At 67.7% G+C, this 20,985-nt stretch carries 23 protein-coding genes and 1 pseudogene; 18 read left to right on the top strand and 6 right to left on the bottom strand.

What is annotated here, in order from left to right; genetic code table 11:
• Nucleotides 1-67 precede the first annotated feature (67 nt).
• From AC5P1C_RS38325 to AC5P1C_RS38315, 3 genes are all read right to left on the bottom strand, one after another.
• Nucleotides 68-409, bottom strand: coding sequence for a hypothetical protein (locus AC5P1C_RS38325; RefSeq protein WP_493870594.1), 342 nt, complete (start codon nt 407-409; stop codon nt 68-70).
• Between the two features lie 186 nt (nt 410-595).
• Nucleotides 596-1,441, bottom strand: coding sequence for an NAD(P)H-binding protein (locus tag AC5P1C_RS38320; protein WP_493870593.1), 846 nt, complete (start codon nt 1,439-1,441; stop codon nt 596-598).
• A gap of 49 nt (nt 1,442-1,490) precedes the next feature.
• Nucleotides 1,491-2,204: an SDR family NAD(P)-dependent oxidoreductase gene (locus AC5P1C_RS38315; RefSeq protein WP_493870592.1), complete on the bottom strand. Its 714-nt coding sequence runs from the start codon at nt 2,202-2,204 to the stop codon at nt 1,491-1,493.
• A gap of 143 nt (nt 2,205-2,347) precedes the next feature.
• On the opposite strand from AC5P1C_RS38315, the gene AC5P1C_RS38310 reads away from it, so the two are divergent.
• Together AC5P1C_RS38310 and AC5P1C_RS38305 are read left to right on the top strand one after the other, a co-directional pair.
• A complete protein-coding gene (locus AC5P1C_RS38310) occupies nt 2,348-3,208 on the top strand; it encodes a helix-turn-helix domain-containing protein (RefSeq protein ID WP_493870591.1) in 861 nt (286 codons plus the stop codon).
• 393 nt (nt 3,209-3,601) lie between these two features.
• Nucleotides 3,602-3,889, top strand: coding sequence for a hypothetical protein (locus AC5P1C_RS38305; protein ID WP_493870590.1), 288 nt, complete (start codon nt 3,602-3,604; stop codon nt 3,887-3,889).
• A 60-nt stretch (nt 3,890-3,949) separates the two neighbouring features.
• Here AC5P1C_RS38305 and AC5P1C_RS38300 read toward each other — a convergent pair whose 3' ends face one another.
• Entirely contained in the window at nt 3,950-4,546 is a 597-nt protein-coding gene (locus tag AC5P1C_RS38300; protein WP_493870589.1) for a TetR/AcrR family transcriptional regulator, read from the bottom strand.
• Nucleotides 4,547-4,718: 172 nt separating this feature from the next.
• Here AC5P1C_RS38300 and AC5P1C_RS38295 point away from each other — a divergent pair, with 172 nt between their 5' ends.
• The 8 genes and pseudogenes from AC5P1C_RS38295 to AC5P1C_RS38260 form a co-directional block, all read left to right on the top strand.
• Entirely contained in the window at nt 4,719-5,687 is a 969-nt protein-coding gene (locus tag AC5P1C_RS38295; RefSeq protein WP_493870588.1) for an alpha/beta hydrolase family protein, read from the top strand.
• 62 nt (nt 5,688-5,749) lie between these two features.
• A complete protein-coding gene (locus tag AC5P1C_RS38290; RefSeq protein ID WP_493870587.1) occupies nt 5,750-6,499 on the top strand; it encodes an SDR family NAD(P)-dependent oxidoreductase in 750 nt (249 codons plus the stop codon).
• A 30-nt stretch (nt 6,500-6,529) separates the two neighbouring features.
• Nucleotides 6,530-7,267, top strand: a complete 738-nt coding sequence (locus tag AC5P1C_RS38285; protein WP_493870586.1) for an SDR family NAD(P)-dependent oxidoreductase — start codon at nt 6,530-6,532, stop codon at nt 7,265-7,267.
• Nucleotides 7,268-7,339: 72 nt separating this feature from the next.
• Entirely contained in the window at nt 7,340-7,912 is a 573-nt protein-coding gene (locus tag AC5P1C_RS38280) for an NAD(P)H-binding protein (RefSeq protein WP_493870585.1), read from the top strand.
• Nucleotides 7,913-8,144: 232 nt separating this feature from the next.
• Nucleotides 8,145-8,954, top strand: a complete 810-nt coding sequence (locus AC5P1C_RS38275) for an ABC transporter ATP-binding protein (RefSeq protein WP_493870584.1) — start codon at nt 8,145-8,147, stop codon at nt 8,952-8,954.
• Nucleotides 8,951-9,712, top strand: coding sequence for an ABC transporter permease (locus tag AC5P1C_RS38270; protein WP_493870583.1), 762 nt, complete (start codon nt 8,951-8,953; stop codon nt 9,710-9,712). The genes AC5P1C_RS38275 and AC5P1C_RS38270 overlap by 4 nt, the downstream gene beginning before the upstream one ends.
• 15 nt (nt 9,713-9,727) lie before the next feature.
• Nucleotides 9,728-10,519 (top strand): MerR family transcriptional regulator, encoded by a 792-nt coding sequence (locus AC5P1C_RS38265; RefSeq protein WP_493870582.1) that lies wholly within the window; start codon nt 9,728-9,730, stop codon nt 10,517-10,519.
• Nucleotides 10,520-10,741: 222 nt separating this feature from the next.
• Nucleotides 10,742-11,032, top strand: a pseudogene (locus AC5P1C_RS38260) (transposase); the annotation flags it as partial.
• A 242-nt stretch (nt 11,033-11,274) separates the two neighbouring features.
• On the opposite strand, the gene AC5P1C_RS38255 reads toward AC5P1C_RS38260, so the two are convergent.
• Nucleotides 11,275-12,183, bottom strand: a complete 909-nt coding sequence (locus tag AC5P1C_RS38255; RefSeq protein WP_493870581.1) for a LysR family transcriptional regulator — start codon at nt 12,181-12,183, stop codon at nt 11,275-11,277.
• A 98-nt stretch (nt 12,184-12,281) separates the two neighbouring features.
• Here AC5P1C_RS38255 and AC5P1C_RS38250 point away from each other — a divergent pair, with 98 nt between their 5' ends.
• From AC5P1C_RS38250 to AC5P1C_RS38215, 8 genes are all read left to right on the top strand, one after another.
• Nucleotides 12,282-13,274: a threonine ammonia-lyase gene (locus AC5P1C_RS38250; protein WP_493870580.1), complete on the top strand. Its 993-nt coding sequence runs from the start codon at nt 12,282-12,284 to the stop codon at nt 13,272-13,274.
• Nucleotides 13,275-13,360: 86 nt separating this feature from the next.
• Nucleotides 13,361-14,311 carry an ABC transporter substrate-binding protein gene (locus AC5P1C_RS38245; protein WP_493870579.1) on the top strand — a complete coding sequence of 317 codons (951 nt, stop codon included), beginning with the start codon at nt 13,361-13,363 and terminating at the stop codon, nt 14,309-14,311.
• A gap of 4 nt (nt 14,312-14,315) precedes the next feature.
• Nucleotides 14,316-15,254 carry an amino acid ABC transporter permease gene (locus AC5P1C_RS38240; RefSeq protein WP_493870578.1) on the top strand — a complete coding sequence of 313 codons (939 nt, stop codon included), beginning with the start codon at nt 14,316-14,318 and terminating at the stop codon, nt 15,252-15,254.
• Nucleotides 15,251-16,015: an amino acid ABC transporter ATP-binding protein gene (locus AC5P1C_RS38235; protein WP_493870577.1), complete on the top strand. Its 765-nt coding sequence runs from the start codon at nt 15,251-15,253 to the stop codon at nt 16,013-16,015. Before AC5P1C_RS38240 ends, AC5P1C_RS38235 begins: the two co-directional genes overlap by 4 nt.
• An 8-nt stretch (nt 16,016-16,023) precedes the next feature.
• Entirely contained in the window at nt 16,024-17,364 is a 1,341-nt protein-coding gene (locus tag AC5P1C_RS38230; RefSeq protein ID WP_493870576.1) for a M20/M25/M40 family metallo-hydrolase, read from the top strand.
• A gap of 39 nt (nt 17,365-17,403) precedes the next feature.
• Nucleotides 17,404-18,447 carry an agmatinase gene (speB, locus tag AC5P1C_RS38225; protein ID WP_493870575.1) on the top strand — a complete coding sequence of 348 codons (1,044 nt, stop codon included), beginning with the start codon at nt 17,404-17,406 and terminating at the stop codon, nt 18,445-18,447.
• On the top strand, nt 18,357-18,989 hold the full coding sequence (locus AC5P1C_RS38220) for an aldehyde dehydrogenase family protein (RefSeq protein ID WP_493870596.1): 633 nt from the start codon (nt 18,357-18,359) through the stop codon (nt 18,987-18,989). Before speB ends, AC5P1C_RS38220 begins: the two co-directional genes overlap by 91 nt.
• Before the next feature lie 63 nt (nt 18,990-19,052).
• Nucleotides 19,053-19,433, top strand: coding sequence for a RidA family protein (locus AC5P1C_RS38215; RefSeq protein WP_493870574.1), 381 nt, complete (start codon nt 19,053-19,055; stop codon nt 19,431-19,433).
• Between the two features lie 463 nt (nt 19,434-19,896).
• Here the strand turns inward: AC5P1C_RS38215 and AC5P1C_RS38210 are convergent, their stop codons facing one another.
• Nucleotides 19,897-20,739: a helix-turn-helix transcriptional regulator gene (locus AC5P1C_RS38210; protein WP_493870573.1), complete on the bottom strand. Its 843-nt coding sequence runs from the start codon at nt 20,737-20,739 to the stop codon at nt 19,897-19,899.
• Between the last annotated feature and the right edge of the window lie 246 nt (nt 20,740-20,985).

The following is a 20,985-nucleotide window of genomic DNA, read 5'->3' as shown; positions in this document are numbered from 1 at the left end:
CACGTGAAGGTAGACAGCCCACCACCTCCCCGTCTCCAGAACAACGAGGAGACCTCCCGTAGTTCAGTCAACACGCCCACGGCCGGTACGTTCGGCGCTTGCCCGCCTTCCACGCGGCCTTTGCCGCGTTCACCGCCCGTCTCGTCGAGCGTTCGCTGCCCCGGTAGCCCATCTTCACGAGCTTTTCGTGGACCACATCGGCGCGGATCGTCGCCTTCGACTGCTCGACCCACTCCTCGACCTTCTCCAGAAACGCGTCGATCATCTTCGGCCGCGGCTCTCGTTCATAAGGATTGCGCCCGCCGTTGCGGGCTTCGACATACCTCTTGACCGTCTTCGGGTCGTGCCCCGTCAAGGTCGCTGCCGACCAGACCGTCCCGGTCAGGTCGTACGCCTCAAGGGTTTCCATGATCTCTTTGTCAGATTTTGCCACATACCCTCTAGGCTTCACAGATCCGCGATCACGTCTGCGTAACCATGAGCACCGATATGGGGCTGACGCGTGGACACAGGCGTCCACGCGGCAGACCCGCAACCGTGAGAGCGGGCGCGCCGTCGCGCATGCACTCACACGGTGCTGCACCCTGCGTGTGCGTCAGTTGAAGTCGGCGCGGTGCTCCTCGCACCACTGGCGGAATGTGCGGGCGGGGGTGCCGGTGAGGTTGTGTACGTCGTCGGCGAGGAAGCCGGATCGGCCGGCGCGGAACAGCTCGTGCAGATTCTGCAGGCCGCGCGCCTGTCCTTCGGGGGTGCCGCGCTGAATGTTGGTTTCGGCGAACCGCTCCGGGGTGACGGACACGAATTCGATGTCTCGGCCCAGGACGTCGGCAAGGATCTCGACCTGCTGCTTGGCGCTGAGTGCCTCGGGGCCGTTGAGGATGTAGCCGCGGTTGTCGTGGCCGCTCTCGGTCAGGACGGTGGCGGCGACGCGGGCGATGTCGTAGGGGTCGATCGGGGAGGTCAGGCCCGGGTCTGTCGGGTCGTAGACCTTGCCTTCACTGGTGATGCTGTCCTTCCACCACTGTGCGTTGGTGGACAGGGTGTTGGGTCGCAGGTAGGTGATCGTGATTCCCGAGGCGCGGAGCACGTCGTCGCGGGTGTTGATCATTTCGCCGATGATCGGCCGAGGATGCAGGACAGTGCCGATCGAGGACAGCACCACGATCCGGTTCACCCCGCTCGCCTTCGCGGCGTCCACGACCTTCTGCGCCTGGGCGGGCAAGGGGGCGGCCTGCAGGAAGAAGACGACGTCCACCCCCTCGGCCGCCTTGTGGAGAGCCGCGGTGTCGTCGAGGTCGCCGATCGCGATCTCGGCCGCGTCCGGCAGCATGCCGGCCTTGTCGGGGTTGCGGATGTAGGCACGGACGTCGTGTCCGCCATCGACGAGCTGCTTGACGAGTTCGCTGCCGACGTTTCCGGTGGCTCCGGTGACGAGAATCATGCGTGTAGTTCCTTTGGAGTGATGAGTGTGACCGCAGGTGTGTGCCCTGCTACCAGGGGAGTTCGCCGTTGCGGTCGGCGTACGTGCCGCTGGGACCGTCCGGGCCGGCGAGGGCGAAGGTGAGGATGGCGTCGGTGCCGTCCTGGATCGAGTGGCCCTGGTCGCCGCTCAGGTCGGTGGCGGTCTGGCCGGGGTCGGCGGCGTTGATGCGGATGTGCGGCAGCAGGCGCGCCATCCGGGCGGTCATCATGTTGATCGCCGCCTTTGACGCCGCGTACGGCACGGTGCCGGCGCGGGATTCGATGCGGTCCAGGTCGTGGAAGAGCGCGAACGATCCCAGCCCGCTGCTGACATTCACGACCCGCGGATTGCTGCTCTTCTCCAAGAGCGACAGGCATGCGTGAATGAGGCGCATATATCCGACGACGTTCGTCATCAGCACCTCGGCCATGTCATCGGCGGTGTAATCCTGCGGCTCACGCCGCGGGCCTCCGATACCAGCGTTATTGACGAGCACGTCCAGGCGCCCGTGCTCCCGGTGAATGAACGCGACGGCCTGCTGAACCGACACGTCTGACGTGACGTCGACCTGTAGAAACTGCGCCTTCACCAGGTCCGCGGCAGGCTGCCCGCGCTCCGGATTCCTCGCTCCCAGGTAGACCCGGAAACCCTGGCCGACAAGGCGGCGCACCGTTTCCAGGCCGATTCCCTTGTTCGCACCGGTGACCAGCGCAATAGGTCTGTCTATTTCCGTGCCGCTCATGAAACACCTTTCCGAGACCACCCCCGCCATCCATTAGATATCCACACTTGTGTGAATGCGTGCCAGGAGCGTGGCCCTGTCTGTGCCAGGCTGAATGGATGCTCTCGGGGCCGAATGGGTGGGGCGAGGGAGACAATGAAGGCATGAACGAAACTCCGACGCTGGCCATCCTGCTGCGTTCATGGCGCGCGCGACTGCAGCCCAGCGATGTGGGACTGCCGACCCCGCCGGGTGCGCGACGCACCGCGGGGCTGCGCCGTGAGGAAGTCGCCGCACTGGCGCTGATCTCCCCGGACTACATCAAGCGCATCGAGCAGGGGCGCGCACACCCCAGCGGCCCGGTACTGCGGGCGCTGGCGGAGGCGCTACGGCTGTCACCGGCCGAGTACGAACTGGCCTGCCGCCTGGCCGGGCTGGCCTCCGACCGGCAGGGCCTGGTCCCCCAGCGGATCGGCCCGAGCGTGCAGAGGCTGATCGACCGCCTGGGCAATGCTCCGATCGCCGTGTTCGACGCCGCCTGGACCCATCTGGATCACAACGATCTGTGGCCCGCCCTGACCGGGGTCGACTGGCAGGGACGGCGCGGACGGACCGCGAACATCGTCTGGATGACCTTCATCGAAGAGGTCGTCTCCGTGCGACACCCCTACCCGGATGAGCACAAGGCGTCGCTGGTAGCAGACCTACGGGATGTCGCCGGACGCTACCCGGCCGACCGCGAGCTCAAAGAAATGATCGACGAGCTGCGCAGGAGAAGCGAAGAATTCGCGGGGCTATGGGCCGGCAGCGCCGTCGGCCATCACAACACCGCGCGCAAAACCATCGACCACCCGCACGTCGGGCCGATCGAGCTGGACTGCGACGTGCTCTCCGCGCACGGCTCGGACGTCCGCATCGTCGTCTTCACCGCCGACCCCGGCAGCGAGGCCGCCACCAAACTGCGCCTGCTGTCCATCCTGGCCAGCGAGAACATGGCAGCGCCCGACACGTCTCAGGGCGCATAAGGACTCAAGGCACCGCCATTGCGCGCCGCCGATCGCAACAGGGCAGACGGCCACCCACTGGTACTTCCCGTGACCACCAGCCTGGACTCGACTGACCGCGTACCTGGACGCTGCCACGGCCGCTGTCACCCTGCCCGGTCCGCGCCGACGACCGCTCGTTCACAGACTTCGCGATGCCGACCGTGCGCTCAGCGTCTACTTGTGCCGCGCTGCCTGGATCTCAACGCCCATGAGGACTGCGGTCGGCGACTGCTGAAACATCTCGGGCTACTGGAGACTACGGGTGGAACCTCCCAACGAGCCTGACGCAGCGTCACGATCGTTTACGGCTCGTCTTCAAGATTCCCGACAGAGTCCTTCAGTGAACTTGCTTCCTTCATTAGCAAGTTGCCCGTGTCCCGCCCTGCCATCTCCTTCGCCGGAAACGTCGGCGGCCGCACACTGCGAACCGCCGCTGCCGCCATCGCCGAAGACCTGGTCCACTCCCTCACCCGGCCCGTCCGCTGGCACGACGCCACCAGCGTGCTCTACGAACACGGGGCCCACCTGTTCGTACAAGCTCTGCCCGGCGACTCGCCGGCCCGCCTCGCCACCACGGCCTTCCCGGACTCCCGCGTCACCTGCCCCCAGGCTGCTGGCGTGGAGAACGTACGGGAACTCATGCGTGCGGCGCGGGGGTAACCGTGCCCGCTCACCATGTTTCGGTGGCGCTGGTCGGGGCGCTCGACCCGGGGAACGAACTCAGGATGTCTTCGGTTGCTGGATGCCGCGCAGGAGCAGATCGATCAGGCGGCGCGGGTCATAGCGGGGGTCATGGTCGGGTGCGATGCAGAGGTTGCCGATACCCCGCATGAGTTCGTAAGGCTGGATCCCGCTCTGGATCTCTCCGGCGTCGGCCGCAGCACCGACCAGTTCCTCGGCCACGGGCCGTAGACGCTCGAGAAAGAACGTGTGCAGCGCACCGAAGCCACTGCTGTCGGGCTGCTCTGTATGGGCCAGTCCGTGCTTGGTGACGAGGAAGTCAACGAAGATGTCGACCCACTGCCGCAGCGCCTCCAAGGGGGAGTCGTTGTTGGCGAGCAACTGAGGGCCCGCCTCGGCACACTCCTCGACCTGGTGGCGAAAGACGGCGACGACGAGGTCCGGCCGTGTGGGGAAGTGGCGGTAGAGGGTACCCATGCCGACGCCTGCTCTGGCCGCGACCTCACGGACCGGCGCGTCGACGCCGGATTCGACGAACACCTCCGCGGCGGCCGCAAGCAGCTTCTGCCGACTGCGCACCGCATCGGGCCGCGTGCTCTGAGCCGCATCCGATCGGGGCTTACCCGTAGTGGTCACCACATGGTCCTTCCGTGCGTGCTGCTCCGTTTGCAATACGGAGCAGCGCTCCGTATTGTGAAACGGAGCAAGGTTCCGCCTCGGTGTCAGCTTAGTCGATCCGGACACCTCTGAGTGCTTACGTGCCGTGTCCCGGTTGGTATGCGGCAAATCTCCGAAGGGAACATGCGCCATGCCTGAGTGGACTTCCGTCGCCGACACCTACCTCCACCCCTCCGCCCCGCCCGTGATATCGGTCAGCCCCATCACGCTGAGCGTGCCCGGACGCCCCTTGGACCTCGAAGTGCGTGTCTCCGCACCCCTGACCGGCACCGACCTGCCGGTCGTCCTCCTGTCGCACGGCCACGGCGGGACCTACGGCCCGTCCTCGCTCGACGGCTACCTCCCCCTCGCCAAGGTCTGGGCGGCCCGCGGCTTCGTCGTGATCCAGCCCAACCACCTCAGCGCCCCCAGGCTGAGCCACCTGGTCGGCGACAGGCCCGAAGCGCCGTTCTTCTGGCGCTCACGCGCCGAGGACATGAGCCATATCCTCGACCGGCTCGACGAGATCGAGCAGGCCGTGCCGCAACTCGCCGGGCGCATCGACCGCAGCAAGGTCGCGGTGGCCGGTCACTCGCTCGGTGGATTCACCGCCGAACTCCTCCTCGGCGCCCGGATCACCGACCCCGACACCGGCGAAGAGGTGAACCTCCTCGAGCCCCGGATCACGCAGGGCGTGCTGATCGGGGCGACCGGCCGGGGCGGCGACACCTTCGACGGGTTCGCGGCCGCCCAGGTGCCGGTCTTCCGCACCATGAACCTCACCACGATGACCACGCCCGCACTCGTCGTCGCCGGCGACAAGGACGACTCCCAGCACTGGACGACCATGGGCCCGGACTGGCACGCCGACCCCTATCACCTGACTCCCGGGCCCAAGACCCTGCTCACCGTCTTCAACGGTGAGCACCTCTTCGGCGGGATCCAGGGCCACGACAGCGTCGGGACCACGGACGAGAGCCCCGACCGGGTCGCCGCGATCGCCGAACTGACCGCCGCCTACCTGCGCACGGCGTTCGACTCCGACAACAACGCCTGGCAGACGGCGCAGGACGCACTCGCCACCGGTCCCGACGCCTTCGGCCACGTCGAATCCAAGTAGTCCCCGAGACCCCACCCCGAGGACTGGGCAACCAGCTCTCGGGGTGGGGGTGGAGCACACTCATGCAGAACACTCCCGTAGCACTGGTCACCGGGGCGAACGCAGGTATCGGCCAGCAGGTGGCGAGGGAACTCGCCGGGCACGGGTTCACCGTGCTCGTCGGCTCCCGGGACCTGGGCCGCGGCGAAGCCGCTGCGGCCCAGGTCGACGGGGACGCCCACGCGGTGCAACTCGACATCACCGACGAGGTGTCGATCGCGGCCGCCGCGCAGCGGGTCCGAATCGAGTTCGGCCGCCTCGACGCGCTGGTCAACAACGCCCGTATCTCGTTCATCGGTGATGCCGACACTCCGCTGGAGGAGCGTGCCCGCTCGGGCCTGCTCACCGAGGTGTCACTCGACGTCGTCCGCCAGTTCTTCGAGACGAACGTCATCGGGCCGATCGCACTGACGCAGGCGCTGCTTCCGCTGCTCCGCGAGGCCCCGGCGGCACGGATCGTCAACGTGGGAAGCTCCGGCAGCTCACTCACGCTGAACGCCGACGAGCGCAACCCGGAGCGTTCCATGTTCGGCATCTATCCGACCTCGAAGTCCGCGCTGCACGCCGCCACGCTCGGATTCGCCACCGCCCTGGAGCCGACCGGCATCAAGGTCAACGTCGCAGACCCCGGTTTCACTGCGACTGCCCTCAACAACTTCCAGGGCACAAAGACCGTCGAAGAAGGCGCCCGGCACATCGTCCGGATGGCGCTCATCGGACCTGACGGTCCGACGGGCACGTTCTCCGGCGACGACGGCCCTCTTCCCTGGTAACAGACCAAACACCAGCACTGAAGGATTTCCATGAATCACCCCATGATCGCCCTGGTCACCGGCGGCAACAAAGGCATCGGCCGCGAGATCGCAGCCCAGCTCACCGAACTCGGCCACACCGTCGTGATCGGTGCACGAAGCATCGAGCGCGGTGAAGAGGCCGCCGCCGAACTGCGCGGAGCAGGCGGCGACGTCACCGCCGTCGCCCTCGACGTCACCGACCCCGTCTCGGCATCCGCCGCTGCCGATACGGTCCGCTCCCGCTTCGGCCGTCTTGACGCACTGATCAACAACGCCGGTATCAGCCACCAGCCCGGCGCCGACTTCGCCGGGCAGCTGCCTCGCTCCGCCGACGTCGACCACGTCCGCTACGTGTTCGAGACGAACGTGTTCGGTGTCATCACCGTCAGCAGCGCATTCCTGCCGCTGCTGCGCAACTCCGGCAACCCGCGGATCGTCAACGTGTCCAGCAGCGCCGGCTCCCTCGCGGCGATCTCCGACTTCGCCAACACCGATCCCATCGCACTGGGCTACGTCCCCTCCAAGACCGCGCTGACCGCGGTGACCATGATGTACGCCCGTGACCTCGCCTCCGAGAACATCCTCGTCAACGCGGTCTGCCCCGGATTCATCGCCACCGACCTGAACAACCACCACGGGACCGGGACTCCACAGGACGGCGCTCGCCAGGCGGTTGCCATGGCCACCATCGATGTCGATGGCCCCACCGGGACCTTCACCGATGTCAACGGCCCCGTTGCCTGGTGACCGCGAACTCATCGGCCGGATTCTCAACCGCTGCGAGGAAAACGAGGAAAACAACGCACATTCTTCTCACCGGTGCCACCGGCTGGATCGGCTCTGCTCATCCCCCAACTCATCGCCGCAGGCCATCGAGTCACCGCAACGACGCGGTCCGACCCCGCCGCGGACACAGTGCGAGCACTCGGTGCTGAGCCCGTCCGAGCAGACCTCGAGGACCCCGAATCGCTGCGCCGTGCCGCTGAAGCAAGCGGCGGGGTGATCCACCTCGCATACCGCCACGACGTTGCGTTCACCACTGACCCAGCAGGTGCAGCCGAGACGGAATACAAGGCCGTGACAGCCATGGGTGAAGCCCTGGCCGGAACCCAGCGGCCTTTCGTCATGGCCGTCGGCCTCGCAGGTCTCCCCAAGGGGCAGGTAGCAGCAGAAACCGACCGAGCAGTTGCACACGGGCCTGCGGGTAAGCGCATCGAGGCCGTCGATCATGACCTCGGTCTTGCCGAGCACGGGGTCCCATCATCCGTTGTCCGCCTTCCCCAATGCCCAGCTCTTCGGCCAGCGCCCGCACGGAGGCCTGTTCATCGGACTCACCAACATCCACGGCGCCACCGACCGAAGCAGGCGGGTTCGTTGATTTCTGGCCGGTGAGTCGCAGGAACCGACGCGTGAGTGGTTCACCGACAGCTCTGAGTATGGCGGGTTCGCGGCCGTACGAGCTCGGGACGAGCAGTCCGTCATTGCTGTGATGTGTCTGACTGACCGGCGATCTGGGTGCCATGGTCGGAACGGGCTTGACCTTGACGCTGGGTCAACCCTCCATCCTCCCGGAGGAGCTTCCGCGCAGTCGCCCGGAACAGCTCCGCGAAGGAGGAAAATGACCATGACAGTCCAATCGATCGCCGGTCCGGCGATTCGCGTGCAAGGTCTCAAGAAGTCGTACGGGAAGCTCGAAGTGCTGCGCAGTGTGGACTTCGACGTGGCGCCGGGCAGCATCTTCGCCCTGCTCGGTTCCAACGGGGCGGGCAAGACCACGACCGTGAGGGTTCTCGCCACGCTCCTGAAAGCCGACGCGGGGGCGGCGAGCGTCAATGGCTTCGACGTTGCCACGCAACCGGCGAACGTGCGGGAATCCATCAGTCTCACCGGGCAGTTCGCGGCCGTCGACGAGATCCTCAGCGGTCGGGAGAACCTCGCCCTCGTCGCCAGGCTGCGCCACATCAAGGACCCTGGCGCGACCGCGGACAACCTGCTGAGGCGTTTCTCGCTGAGCGAGGCGGGCGGCCGGAGAGTGTCCACGTATTCGGGTGGGATGCGCCGCAGGCTGGACATCGCAATGAGCCTCATCGGGAATTCGCCGGTGATATTCCTGGACGAGCCGACGGCCGGTCTTGACCCCGAGGCACGCATCGAGGTGTGGGACGCGGTCAAGGAGCTCGCCGGCCACGGAACGACGGTGCTGCTCACCACGCAGTATCTGAACGAGGCCGAGCAATTGGCCGACCGGATCGCGATCCTTCATCAGGGTCGGATCATCGTGAACGGCACCCTCGCCGAGCTCAAGCAGCTCTTCCCGCCCGCCAAAGTCGAGTACGTCGAGAAGCAGCCGACTCTCGAGGAGATCTTCCTCGCAGTCATCGGCGGCAGCGACACGAGCGACACCACTGGATCAACAACTGGGGGACGAGGATGACCGCGTACTTCTATAACGACACTGCCGCGCTCACGGGGCGAACCCTGCGCCATGTCACCCGCAGCATGGACACCATCATCACGACCGCCATCACGCCGGTCGCCATGATGTTGATGTTCGTCTACGTGTTCGGCGGCGCCATCGAAACCGGATCGGTTTCGTATGTGAACTACATGCTGCCCGGCATCCTGCTCATGACCATCGCCTCAGGCATCTCCTACACCGCGTTCCGGCTGTTCACCGATGTGAAGAGCGGGATCTTCGAACGATTCCAGTCCATGCCGATCGCGCGGTCGGGTGTGCTGTGGGCCCACGTCGTCACCTCTGTGGTCGCCAACCTGATCGCGCTCGTCCTCGTCGTGGGCGTCGCTGTCCTCATGGGCTTCCGCTCAGGGGCAGGAGTCTCGGCATGGCTCGCGGTCACCGGCATCCTGCTCCTGTTCACCCTGGCGCTGACCTGGCTCGCCGTGATCCCCGGGCTCTCTGCGTCGTCGGTCGAGGGCGCTGGCGCGTTCGCCTACCCGCTCATCTTCCTGCCGTTCGTCAGTTCGGCGTTCGTGCCCACAAAGACGATGCCCGGCCCGGTACGCTGGTTCGCCGAGCATCAGCCGGTGACGTCGATCGTCAACACGATCCGCAATCTGTTCGCCCAGCAGCCGGTCGGTGACGACATCTGGACCGCCCTCGCGTGGTGCGTCGGCATCCTCGTCGTGGGGTACGTCTTCGCGATGGCCGCCTATCGCCGGAAGATCGCCTGAGGCAGGCTGAGACCCATGCTCACCATCAGCCAGCTTGCGGCGTATGCCGGGGTGACGGTGCGGGCGGTACGTCACTACCACCGGATCGGGTTGCTGCCGGAGCCCGAGCGCGACCGGTCCGGATACCGGACCTACGACGCTGTCGCGGTCGTGCGACTGATCCGGATCCGCACCCTCGCAGACGCCGGCGTACCGCTGGCCCGGGTGCAGGAACTTCTGGCCGCCGGCCTGGAGGAATTCGCCGGCGGCGTCCAGGAGATCGACAAGGCCCTGCGTGCCGAGATCCGGCGACTACAGGACACTCGCAGCCGACTCGCCAGGCTCGCTGCAGGAGAGCACCTGGCGCTTCCGCAGAGCGTTGTGGACTACCTCGACCGGCTGCGCGGTCTCGGCGTCGAGGAGCGGTACATCGAGATGGAGCGGGACGCCTGGATCATGATCGCCGCCCAGGTGCCGCATTCGATCGACTCCGTGATCGCCAAGAAGCACGAGGAGCTGGACAACCCCGACATGGTGAAGCTCTACAGCCTTCTCAGCAGGGCACTCGACTGGCCGGCCGACGATCCGCGGATCGTCGAGGTCGCCGACATCATGGAGCGCTTGATGGTTCGCGCTGTGGAGGCCGGCGAGGTGGGTGCCCACGACGGCATCGACGACCAGTTCGTCGACCTGCTGGACTCAACCATGGAGTCCTCACCGCACGCCGCACGGCTGTTGGCGATTCTGGAGGAACGAGGCTGGAGGGGCTGGACCCGCATCGAGCGAGTGCCTGCCGAGGCTCTCAACACTGAGGTGCCGCCATCGTGAAGGCAGGTCAGTGTCCTGGAGTGACGCTATTTGGGGGTGCACGTGCTTCCCGGGGACGACCGTCTGCCTCAGAGAGGAACAGGACCGACGCGGTGGGGGTGGGCCGTGTGGATGTACTTCATGGCAGCGGTGATGGAGATCCCGAAGACATGGACGAGGTGGACGGGATCTTCGGTCTCGCGGGCCTCGTCCAGGATTCTGTCAGCGCGAACGATCAGGTCCCGGCGCGGTCCTCGTCGGCGCCGTCCCGCCAAGTTGCACGCGGACAAGGCTTACGACAACCGTCACCTGCGGAGATGGCTCCGTTCACGCCACATCACACCGCGGATCGCCCGCAAGGGCGTTGAGACATCGCAGAAGCTGGGCCGTCACCGCTGGACCATCCAGCGCACGATGGCCTGGCTCGCCGGCTGTCGCCGACTTCACCGCCGCTACGAGCGCCAGGCCATCCACTTCCTTGCCTTCGCCAGCATCGCCAGCACCCTCATTTGCTACCGGAGGCTCGCCAAATGAGATGATCTCTAGGCATTGGTTTCTCGGCTGCCGCTACCGGAACCCCATCCTCATCGACCGTGGCCTCGTCGGTGCTGTATGAACGTTGGCCGTCAACGGCCAACTCGATGTCTCAGTCTGTGCGGAAGGCGGACGGGTCACCTCCATTCGTGTCGTCGAACTCGGCCTGGCGCACACGCCGTGACCTCGCAACCGCAGTTTCTCCTTGATCCAGGCCGGAACAGCAGCAGTCCGCGCGGCTGTCAGCTCCTCCCGTGGCCGGTCTGGCGCCGCAGGAGCAGGCTGGCCAGGGCCTGAGTGCCGGGTGACGGGTCGGCGGCCCGCGTGGTGATGTGGATTTTGCGGGCGGCCCCCTCTGGTTCGGTCACCTCCAGGAAGGTGACACCGGCACGGGGCTGGGCTGCCAGTCCCGGGACCAAGGCCACACCGAAGTCGGCCGCCACTAGCGCCAGGAGCAGGTCGTAACTGTCCGAGCGATAGGCGATGTCGGGTTCGAAGTGCTGTGTACGGCACAGGAGTTCGGTGACGGCCTGGAAGCCCTCGGTGGGCAGGATCGACGCCCACGTCGCGTCGGCGTAGTCCTGCAACCGCGCCGTGGTCTGCCCAGTGCGATGCAGGTGCGGTGGCACGGCGAGCAGCAGCCGGTCGCGGTGCAGGAGGGTTTGGCGCAGCCCCCGTAGCTCGGGGCGGGGCAGGTGGTCGTACTGGTGGGTGACTGCCAGATCGAGGTCTCCGGCTGCCACCGCCGGTATGGCGTCCTCGGGCTCGGTCTCCGTGAAGGAGACACGTACATAGCGGTGCTTTTGCCGGAACGCGACGAGTGCGGGGATGACCAGGCTGGTCGCCGCGGTGCTGAACGCAGCGACGCGGAGCTTACCGCCGCGCACTCCGGCCACGGCCTGCACGGCCTGCACGGCATCCTCCAGTTCAGCCAGCACGCGGTAGGTGTGCTCGACCAGGACCCGGCCCGCCTCGGTGAGGCGCACGCTGCGCGGGGAACGCTCCAGCAGCGCGACACCGAGTTCCTGTTCCAGGGACGACAACTGCTGGGACGCCGCTGAGGCCGTGCACCCCGCCTGCTGCGCGGCCCCGGCAATCGAACCGGTCCGCGCGACGTCCCTGAGCAAACTCAGCCTTCGAGGATCGAGCATAAGAAAATCCTACGCTCAGGCGAAGAAAGCCCATCTTCTCGGGGGCCTCGCCGCGGTGGAGCCTTACTCGACACCGCGACGAACTCCCGGGAGATTCCATGCTTTCCTCAGCCGACGATCCGCTGCCATCCGCGGCCCCGCGCCTCGTGCGCGTCCCGACGTTCCGTGATGTGGAGCGGGCCTGGCGTACCGTGAGCGGCCATCTGCCGCCCTCGCCCGTCGACCTCGGCACGGGCGGGCCGTCAAGGTCGGACTTCGCCCTCAAGCTGGAGTCCCTTCAGCCCACCGGTTCCTTCAAGGTCCGCGGCGCGCTCGCCGCCCTCTCCGCCTTGGCAGATGGGACCCGGGTCGTCACCGCGTCCGCGGGCAACCACGGTCTGGGGATCGCTTACGCGGCACGCGTCCTCGGCCGCCCGGCCACCGTCGTGGTCGCCGAGAACGCCTCGCCCGCCAAGGTGGCACTGCTGCGGGGCTTCGGCGGCGACCTGGTTCAGGTGGGCACCTCGTATGACGAGGCCGAGGCACACGCGCTGGAGCTGGCCGGCAAGGGCGCCCACTACCTCTCCTCGTACAACGATCCGCACGTGATCGCGGGGCAGGGAACGATCGGCTTCGAGCTCGACGACCAGCTCCGAGACAGCAGGGACGAGCTGACCGTGGTGTGCGGCGTCGGTGGCGGCGGGCTCGCATCCGGCCTGGGCCTGTGGGCTTCTGCTCGACCCGGTGTGCGCGTCGTGGGCGTGGAAGCGGAGGTTTCCACGGCGGTGAGCGCCTCGATCACGGCGGGAGAGAAGGTGACCGTCGAGATCGGCGAGAGCCTGGCCGACGGTATGGCCGGAAACATCGAGACCGGTGCGGTGACCCCGGAACTGATCAGTCGGCATGTCGACGACCTGGTGACCGTGAGCGAGAAGGAGATCCGCGAGGCGATCCGCTACCTAGCCTCCGCACGCGGCTTCGTCGCCGAGGGCGCAGGCGCCGCGCCCACCGCCGCTTTGCTGGCGGGCAAGGTCCGGACCCACGGTCGCGCAGTGGCGGTGGTATCGGGTCGCAACATCACCCTGCCGACACTCGCCGCCGTGCTCGACTGATCGCTTCTTCTCTTGCCCCTCCCCCACACCCCAGGAATTCCCTCGCGCTCCCACACCTCTCTATTCCGCTCCCCAGGGAGAAGTCCATGAGATCACCCACCCATCGCGCCTTCATACGACGCGTTCCTCCGCCGCTCTATGCCGCCGTCGCCCTCGGCGCGTGTCTCACTCTCACCTCCGGGTGTACCAATCCTCCGATTGCCGGCTCCGATACGGCCAAAGCCGATGTGGCTGTCGAGCGTGACGCCCAGCTGCATGCGATGGTGCCGGACTCCTACAAGAAGGCCGGCCGCATCCGGGTCGCCACCAATGCACCCTTCCCACCGTTCGTGATGTTCGCGGGTTCCGGAAACACGAACCTGGCCGGACTGGAGATCGACCTCGGCAAGGCGCTGGGTAAGCGGCTGGGCGTGCCGTTCGAGTTCTCGCAGCAGCCGTTCGACGGCCTTCTGCCCGGCCTGCAGGCAAAGAAGTACGACATCCTCATGGCCGGCCTCTTCGACACGGAGGAACGCGAGAAGACTGTTGACTTCGTCAATTACGGACGCAGCGGCTCAGCTCTGCTCGTGAGCGAGGGAAACCCCGAGAAGTTGAAGAAGCTGGGGGATCTGTGCGGGCACCAGTCTGCCGCCCAGACCGGCGCTCCGCAGATCGCCCTGGTGAAGCAGCAGAGCGCACGATGTACCGCACAGGGAAAGAAGCCCGTCTCCATCAAGACCTTCCCGCAGTTCTCCGACGCGCTGCTCGCGCTGAGAACCGGCAAGGCGCAGACCATCGTGGGTGACCTCCCCGCACTGCGATACGCCGCCAAGCAGGCCGGCTTTCTAGAGACGGTCGAGGATCCGGCTGCACCGGACGGCTACGACCCATCCATCCTCGGCATCGGTTTGCCGAAGGACCAGCCCAGGCTGCGTGAAGCGATCCGACTCGCACTGGCGGATCTTATGAACGACGGGTCCTACGTCAAGATCCTCGCCAGCTACGACGTCGAACAAATCGCCATGGACAAGCCGTCCGTCAACCAGAGCGAGGGGTGACCGGATGACCTCCGACCCGTCCCCCACGACCGCCCACACCGGGATCGCGGACGAGGATCTCCCCATCCGCCGGCTGCGCAGGCCCGGCCGTACCGTGGCAGCCGTCCTGGCGTCGGTCTGCGCCCTGGGCCTCGCCTGGAGCTTCGCCACCAACCCCAACCTGGACTGGGGGACAGTCGGGGCATACCTCTTCGCCCAACTCACCCTCCAGGGCGTGTGGGTGACGTTCTACCTCACCATCGTGAGCATGGTGATCGGCGTCGTCGGCGGCACCCTCGTCGCGGTGATGGCCCTCTCCGACAACTACGTCCTGCGCGCCCTCGCCACCTCCTACACCGCACTGTTCCGGGGAACGCCCGTCCTCGTTCAGATCATTTTCTGGGGCTTCATCGGGGCGTTCTTTCCCAGGGTCACCCTCGGGATCCCGTTCACGGGGATCGAACTGTACTCCGCTCCCACGAGCAGTCTGGTTTCGGCGACGACGGCAGCCATCCTGGCGTTGGGCCTCAACGAGGTTGCCTACGCGGCGGAGATCGTCCGCGGTGGAATCAAGTCCGTAGACCCCGGTCAGCAGGAGGCGGCGTCCGCGCTCGGCTTGCGCCCGGCCACGACGATGCGCCGCATCGTGCTCCCGCAGGCGATGCGGGTGATCGTGCCGCCCATGGGCAACGAGGTCATCACCCTGCTCAAGACCTCGGCCCTGGTGTCGGTGATCGCCGGGAACGACCTGATGACCAACCTGCAGCAGGTCTACTCCCAGAACTACAAGGTCATCCCGCTGCTCGTGGTGGCCTCGGCCTGGTATCTGGCGCTCACCTCGGTCTTCACGCTCGTGCAGCGGCAGTTGGAGAAACGCTTCGGCCGCGGCACCCTGCCGGGCTCCGCCCGCGCAGTGCGGTCCAGGAAGCACAAGGAGTCCGATGTCTCCAGGAGTTCGAAATGAGCACCCCCATGGTCACCGCCGTCGACGTGCGCAAGACATTCGGCCACACCGAGGTCCTGAAGGGAGTCGACCTCACCGTCCGGAAGGGTGAGGTGGCCTGTCTGATCGGCCCCAGCGGCTCGGGCAAGAGCACCTTCCTGCGGTGCATCAACCACCTGGAGCGCATCGACTCGGGCAGGCTGTACGTCGCCGGAGAACTCATCGGCTACCGCCGGAACGGCGGCCATCTGCAGGAGCTGTCGGAGAAGGAGATCGCCGGGCAGCGCAGCAGGATCGGCATGGTCTTCCAGCGCTTCAACCTGTTCCCGCACATGACCGCGCTGGAGAACATCACCGAGGCCCCGCAGCGCGTACTGGGCCGTTCGCGGAGCGAGGCGGAACAGGAGGCCGGGGAGCTGCTGGCCCGCGTCGGACTCGCCGGCCGGGAACGCCAGTACCCGGCACAGCTGTCGGGCGGCCAGCAGCAGCGGGTGGCGATCGCCCGGGCCCTGGCGATGAGGCCGGAACTGATGCTCTTCGACGAGCCGACCTCCGCCCTCGACCCGGAGTTGGTGGGCGAGGTGCTCCAGGTGATGCGGGATCTGGCGAAGTCCGGAATGACCATGGTCGTGGTCACCCACGAGATGGGCTTCGCCCGTGAAGTGGCGGACCAAGTGGCGTTCCTCGATGGCGGCCGTGTCGTCGAGCACGGCACTCCCCGGGAGGTTCTCGCCCAGCCCAGCCATGAACGCACCCGCGCGTTCCTCGCCCAGGTCCTGTAGGAGGGGCGATGACGACACTGGACGGTGCCGCGACAGCGACCGGGCCGGAGTGCGGGCTGGACGAGGTGGTGGAGTTGTGCCGGGACCTGATCCGGATCGACACCAGCAACCACTTCGACGGCTCCGGTCCCGGGGAGCGCACGGCGGCCGAGTATGTCGCCGGCCGCCTCGACGAGGTGGGCATCGGCAGCACGCTGCTCGAATCCGCACCGCGCCGCACGAGCGTGGTGGCGAGGATCCCCGGGCGGGACCGGTCGCGCCCGGCCCTGCTCTTGCACGGCCACCTGGACGTGGTTCCCGCGGACCGGCACGCGTGGTCGGTGGATCCCTTCGCCGGGGAGATCCGCGACGGCTGCCTGTGGGGCCGCGGCGCGGTGGACATGAAGAACATGAACGCGATGATGCTGGCCGCCGTGCGGCGGCTGGCCCGCAACGGCGAACTGCCCGCGCGGGACATCGCCCTGATGTTCCTCGCCGACGAGGAGGCCGGTGGCGCGCTCGGCTCGCGCTGGCTCGCCGAGAATCATCGTGACCTGCTCGACGACTGCGACCAGGCCGTCAGCGAGATCGGTGGGTTCTCGGTCCAGTGGTCCGGTCCGTCCGCCACCCGGCGCGTCTACCTGATCGAGACCGCGCGAAAGGGCGTGGCGTGGCTGCGCCTGCGGGCGCGCGGCACGCGCGGCCACGGGTCGATGATCACCCAGGACAACGCCACCGTGCGGCTGGCCGCCGCCCTGACCCGGATCGGGGAATACGTCTGGCCGCTCGACCTCACGGCGACCAGCACGCGCATGGCGACCGAGTTGCAGCGGCTCACCGGGATAGACGTCCGTGCGGACTCTCTCGAGGGCACGCCACTGGCCCCGGTCGCGGGACTGGTCGCCTCCTCGCTGCGGCACGTCGCCAACCCCACCGTCGTACGCGCCGGAGACACCGTCAACGTCATCCCGGCCGAGGCGGAGGCCCTGGTGGACGGCAGGTTCGTGCCGGGCCGTGACGAGGACTTCCTGCGCACCGTCGCCGCGATCGTGGGGCCGGACATCGACGTCGAGGTTGTCGATCTGACGGCCTCGGCCGAATCCGATCCGAACAGTGCGCTGATCGGTGCCATGCACCGCGCTCTGCGGGCTGAGGATCCCGGGGCGGCCGTGGTTCCCTACTGCTCCTCCGCCTCGACCGACAACGCCGCCTTCGCCCCTCTGGGCATCGAGGGCTTCGGTTTCGTCCCCCTCCGGCTGCCCGCCGAATTCGACTTCGCACGCATGTTCCATGGCGTGGACGAGCGCATACCTCTCGACAGCCTCCGCTTCGGTGCACGGGCGTTGCACCGCTTCCTCACCGACCACTGAGCCGCCTCTCCGAACGGCAACAGAAAGAAGCCGCCCTCCATGACTTCCCTGCTCTCCTCTGAGGCCGAGCGGCCGCGGCGGGCCCCTGTCAGACCCGTCGACAGCAGCCGCACCCCGCCTTATGCCGGATCCGCCACCTTCGCCCGCCTCCCGCGCACCGACCAGGTGGCGCACGCGGACATCGCGGAGGTCGGCGTCCCCTTCGACTCGGGTGTCCCCTACCGTCCCGGTGCGCGGTTCGCTCCGACCGCCGTGCGTGAGGCATCCCGGCTGCTGCACCCCTACCACCCCGCACTGGACGTCTCACCGTTCGCCGAGGTGCAGGTGGCCGACGGCGGTGACATCGCCGTCAACCCGTTCAACATCGGTGAGGCCATCGAGCCACTGCAGCACGGCTCCGAGGAACTGCTGGCATCCGGTACCCGCCTGGTCACCATCGGCAGCGATCACACCATCGCCCTGCCCTTGCTGCGCGCCGTTGCCCGGCAGCACGGCCCGGTCGCCCTGCTGCACTTCGACGCTCATCTGGACACCTGGGACACCTACTTCGGCGAGCCGTACACCCACGGGACCCCCTTCCGCCGCGCGGTCGAGGAGGGCATTCTCGACACCGAGGCGCTGTCCCATGTCGCTACGCGCGGTCCGCTGTACGGCAACCGGGACCTGGAGGAGGACCGACGTCTCGGCTTCGGTATCCACACCGCCGCCGACGTCTTGCGGCGCGGCCTCGACGAGACGGTCGATGCTCTGCGCCAGCGCATCGGCAGTCGCCCGCTGCACATCTCCATCGACATCGACGTCCTGGACCCGGCACACGCGCCCGGCACAGGAACCCCCGAGGCCGGCGGCCTGACCAGCCGCGAACTGCTGGAGATCCTGCGCGGACTGCGTGACACCAACCTGGTCGGTGCCGACGTCGTCGAGGTCGCTCCGGCGGTAACGCCCCCGTCCTGGTCTTCGAGGACGCAGACGTCCAGGCTGCGGCCGAGAGCATCGTCGCTGCCGGCTTCTACAACGCCGGTCAGGACTGCACCGCCGCCACGCGCGTGCTCGCCCACGCGGATGTCCACGAGGCCCTGGTGAGCGCGCTGATCAACCGGGCCGAGGCACTGACCAGCGGACCTGCCCCGCACCCGGAAGGAGAACTCGACATCGGGCCTCTCAACAGCGCCGCCCAACTCGACCGCGTACTGGGCCTGCTGGAGCGGCTGCCCGGCCGCGCCACGGTGCACACCGGCGGTCACCGGGTCGGTGACCGCGGCTATCACCTTGCGCCAACCGTCGTCTCGGGGCTGCGGCAGGAGGACGAGGTCGTCCAGGAGGAGATCTTCGCCCCCGTCCTGACAGTGCAGGAGTTCGCCACCGAGGCCGAGGGGATCCGGCTGGCCAATGACCAGCCGTACGGCCTCGCCGCCTCCGTCTGGACCACCAGCCACTCCCGGACCATGCGCGCGATGGCCGAACTCGACTTCGGCGCGGTGTGGGTCAACACCCACGGAGTCCTCGCCGCGGAGATGCCGCACGGCGGCTTCAAGCACTCCGGACACGGCAAGGACCTGTCCGCATACGCCCTCGCCGACTACACCCGCGTCAAGCACGTCATGAGCGCGATCCACACGCGCTGACCTCTCAGTGCCGGGCCAGCCTGCGCCGGCCCGGCGGCAGCATCTCGAACCCTCGGAGACACCATGTCCTTCACCACCGTCACCACCCCGGCGGCCCCCGCCCCACTCGGCGCCTACAGCCAGGGGCGCCGCATCGGAGCCTTCCTCCAAGTCTGTGGCCAGCTGGCTACCGACCCCGAAACTGGAGCACTTCTGGAAGCCGACGCGACAGGTCAGACCCGGCGCGTGCTCGAACAGATCGAGGCGATCCTCGCTGCCGACGGCGCCGACTGGGACGACGTCCTGATGGTCCGCATCTACCTTGCCTCCGACGACGACTTCGACGCGATGGACGCCGCCTACCGCAGCGTGCTCACGGAACCGTTCCCCCCGCGGACGACAGTCACCGCGGGCCTGGCACCCGGGGCTCTCATCGAGGTGGACGTGCTGGCCGTACGCCCCTGACGCACCGGTCACAGCCCGGTCTGTCGGCTTACCCCCGGAGGGGGCCAATGGGGGTGCCGCCGACGCCCCGGCTCGGGTCCGTAGGAGCGATGGAAGGCTTCCGGGGCGGAAGACCGACCCGGGGCCGCCGGGGTGGAGATCCCGTTGCGGTGGCTGCGCGAGCACGGGCCCTCGCCGTCCCATGACCGCGATGACCTGCCTTCCGGGCTGCTCATGCTCATCTGCGGAGATGTCATCCGCCCTGGCCTGCCATGGATGCTCACCCGCACCCACCGGTATCTCGCTTCCGCGATGGCCGAGATCCGGGACCCGGACGGGTTCGCGCGCCTGCACCAACTCGCCGCGGCAGGACCGGCCAGCTCGCGCAAGGACGCCCAGATCGCCGCGACACGGATCGCCACGACCGACCGCCGGGCCCAAGCGGTATCGCTGCTGCGGGCGCCGACGGCTCCGGCAGAGCGGTTCAGCCACGGGTCAGATCCTGGAGGCCGACCACGCGCAGCAGTTCCAGCCGCTCGTAGGACCTGCTGCCCGGACGGGCGGTGTAGACGACCAGCCGCTGGTCGTGTTCCGGGTTCAGCAATACCTCGCAGTCCAGCTCCAGTAGGCCGACGACCGGGTGCAGGAAGCGTTTGGTGTCGGCGCGGCGTACGGCGACGTGGTGGGTGTCCCACAGCACCGAGAACTCCTCGCTGCGGGCGCGGAGCCGGCGTACGAGCCCTGCCAGACGCGCGTCGTCCGGGCGGCGGGCGAGTGTGGCACGCAGATCCGCCACTGCTGCGCGGGCGGCACGGTCACGGTCCTCGGCCGGGAAGAGTTCCCGCGCGGAGGGGTCCGTGAAGTAGCGCCAGGCCATGTTGTGCTCCGCCTCGGGGCGGGCGGACGCGTCACCGTGGAGCGCCATGGCCATCGCGTTCTGCGCGAGGATGTCGCCGCGGTCGCTCACCACCTGGGCGGGAGTGTCGGTCAGTCGGTCGAGGACGAGAAGCAGGCCGGGGCGGACATGATCCGTGGTCAGCCGGTTGCGCGGGGGCTCCTCGCCGGCCAGATGGAAGAGGTGGTCCCGTTCGTCGCCGGTCAGCCGCAGCGCGCGGGCGACGGCGGCGAGCATCTGGCGGGACGGGCGTGAGCCCCTGGCCTGCTCCAGCCGCGTGTAGTGGTCGGTGGACATGCCTGCCAGCTGCGCCACCTCCTCGCGGCGCAGTCCCGGGGTGCGGCGCCGCGCGCCCTGCGACAGCCCCACGTCGGCAGGGGCAAGTCGGGTACGGCAGTGGCGCAGGAAGTCGGCCAGTTCGGTTCTGTCCACACCTCCACCATGCCCCGGGACGCCGGACGCAGCCAGGGACTGCCCGTCCCCGGATAAGGACGTCTCTCCCGCCGACGGCCGCACCGCCGCACGCTGGAAGCCGACTCGGCGGACCGGCGGCGCCCCGCAGGTGCCACGAGACGAGCATCGGAGAGGTGTCGCGTGCCGCATGCGGCATCTGCACGACAGCTACATGCGCCTTCCGAGGATTTGTCAGCGTTACAGGCTATTTAGATCTTTTTGCGA

Source organism: Streptomyces sp. A18 (assembly GCF_059026065.1).
The sequence above is the reverse complement of the archived record's forward strand: the minus strand, read 5'-3'. Positions and strand labels throughout refer to the sequence as shown.

What these genes read in the sequence shown, in the direction of transcription:
- AC5P1C_RS38285 (WP_493870586.1), top strand. Translation starts at nt 6,530, where the DNA reads ATGAATCACCCCATGATCGCCCTGGTCACCGGCGGCAACAAAGGCATC.
- AC5P1C_RS38215 (WP_493870574.1), top strand. Translation starts at nt 19,053, where the DNA reads ATGTCCTTCACCACCGTCACCACCCCGGCGGCCCCCGCCCCACTCGGC.
- speB (WP_493870575.1), top strand. Translation starts at nt 17,404, where the DNA reads ATGACTTCCCTGCTCTCCTCTGAGGCCGAGCGGCCGCGGCGGGCCCCT.
- AC5P1C_RS38315 (WP_493870592.1), bottom strand. Translation starts at nt 2,204, where the DNA reads ATGAGCGGCACGGAAATAGACAGACCTATTGCGCTGGTCACCGGTGCG.
- AC5P1C_RS38240 (WP_493870578.1), top strand. Translation starts at nt 14,316, where the DNA reads ATGACCTCCGACCCGTCCCCCACGACCGCCCACACCGGGATCGCGGAC.
- AC5P1C_RS38275 (WP_493870584.1), top strand. Translation starts at nt 8,145, where the DNA reads ATGACAGTCCAATCGATCGCCGGTCCGGCGATTCGCGTGCAAGGTCTC.
- AC5P1C_RS38255 (WP_493870581.1), bottom strand. Translation starts at nt 12,183, where the DNA reads ATGCTCGATCCTCGAAGGCTGAGTTTGCTCAGGGACGTCGCGCGGACC.
- AC5P1C_RS38250 (WP_493870580.1), top strand. Translation starts at nt 12,282, where the DNA reads ATGCTTTCCTCAGCCGACGATCCGCTGCCATCCGCGGCCCCGCGCCTC.
- AC5P1C_RS38290 (WP_493870587.1), top strand. Translation starts at nt 5,750, where the DNA reads ATGCAGAACACTCCCGTAGCACTGGTCACCGGGGCGAACGCAGGTATC.
- AC5P1C_RS38230 (WP_493870576.1), top strand. Translation starts at nt 16,024, where the DNA reads ATGACGACACTGGACGGTGCCGCGACAGCGACCGGGCCGGAGTGCGGG.
- AC5P1C_RS38270 (WP_493870583.1), top strand. Translation starts at nt 8,951, where the DNA reads ATGACCGCGTACTTCTATAACGACACTGCCGCGCTCACGGGGCGAACC.
- AC5P1C_RS38245 (WP_493870579.1), top strand. Translation starts at nt 13,361, where the DNA reads ATGAGATCACCCACCCATCGCGCCTTCATACGACGCGTTCCTCCGCCG.
- AC5P1C_RS38265 (WP_493870582.1), top strand. Translation starts at nt 9,728, where the DNA reads ATGCTCACCATCAGCCAGCTTGCGGCGTATGCCGGGGTGACGGTGCGG.
- AC5P1C_RS38310 (WP_493870591.1), top strand. Translation starts at nt 2,348, where the DNA reads ATGAACGAAACTCCGACGCTGGCCATCCTGCTGCGTTCATGGCGCGCG.
- AC5P1C_RS38325 (WP_493870594.1), bottom strand. Translation starts at nt 409, where the DNA reads ATGGAAACCCTTGAGGCGTACGACCTGACCGGGACGGTCTGGTCGGCA.
- AC5P1C_RS38295 (WP_493870588.1), top strand. Translation starts at nt 4,719, where the DNA reads ATGCCTGAGTGGACTTCCGTCGCCGACACCTACCTCCACCCCTCCGCC.
- AC5P1C_RS38320 (WP_493870593.1), bottom strand. Translation starts at nt 1,441, where the DNA reads ATGATTCTCGTCACCGGAGCCACCGGAAACGTCGGCAGCGAACTCGTC.
- AC5P1C_RS38235 (WP_493870577.1), top strand. Translation starts at nt 15,251, where the DNA reads ATGAGCACCCCCATGGTCACCGCCGTCGACGTGCGCAAGACATTCGGC.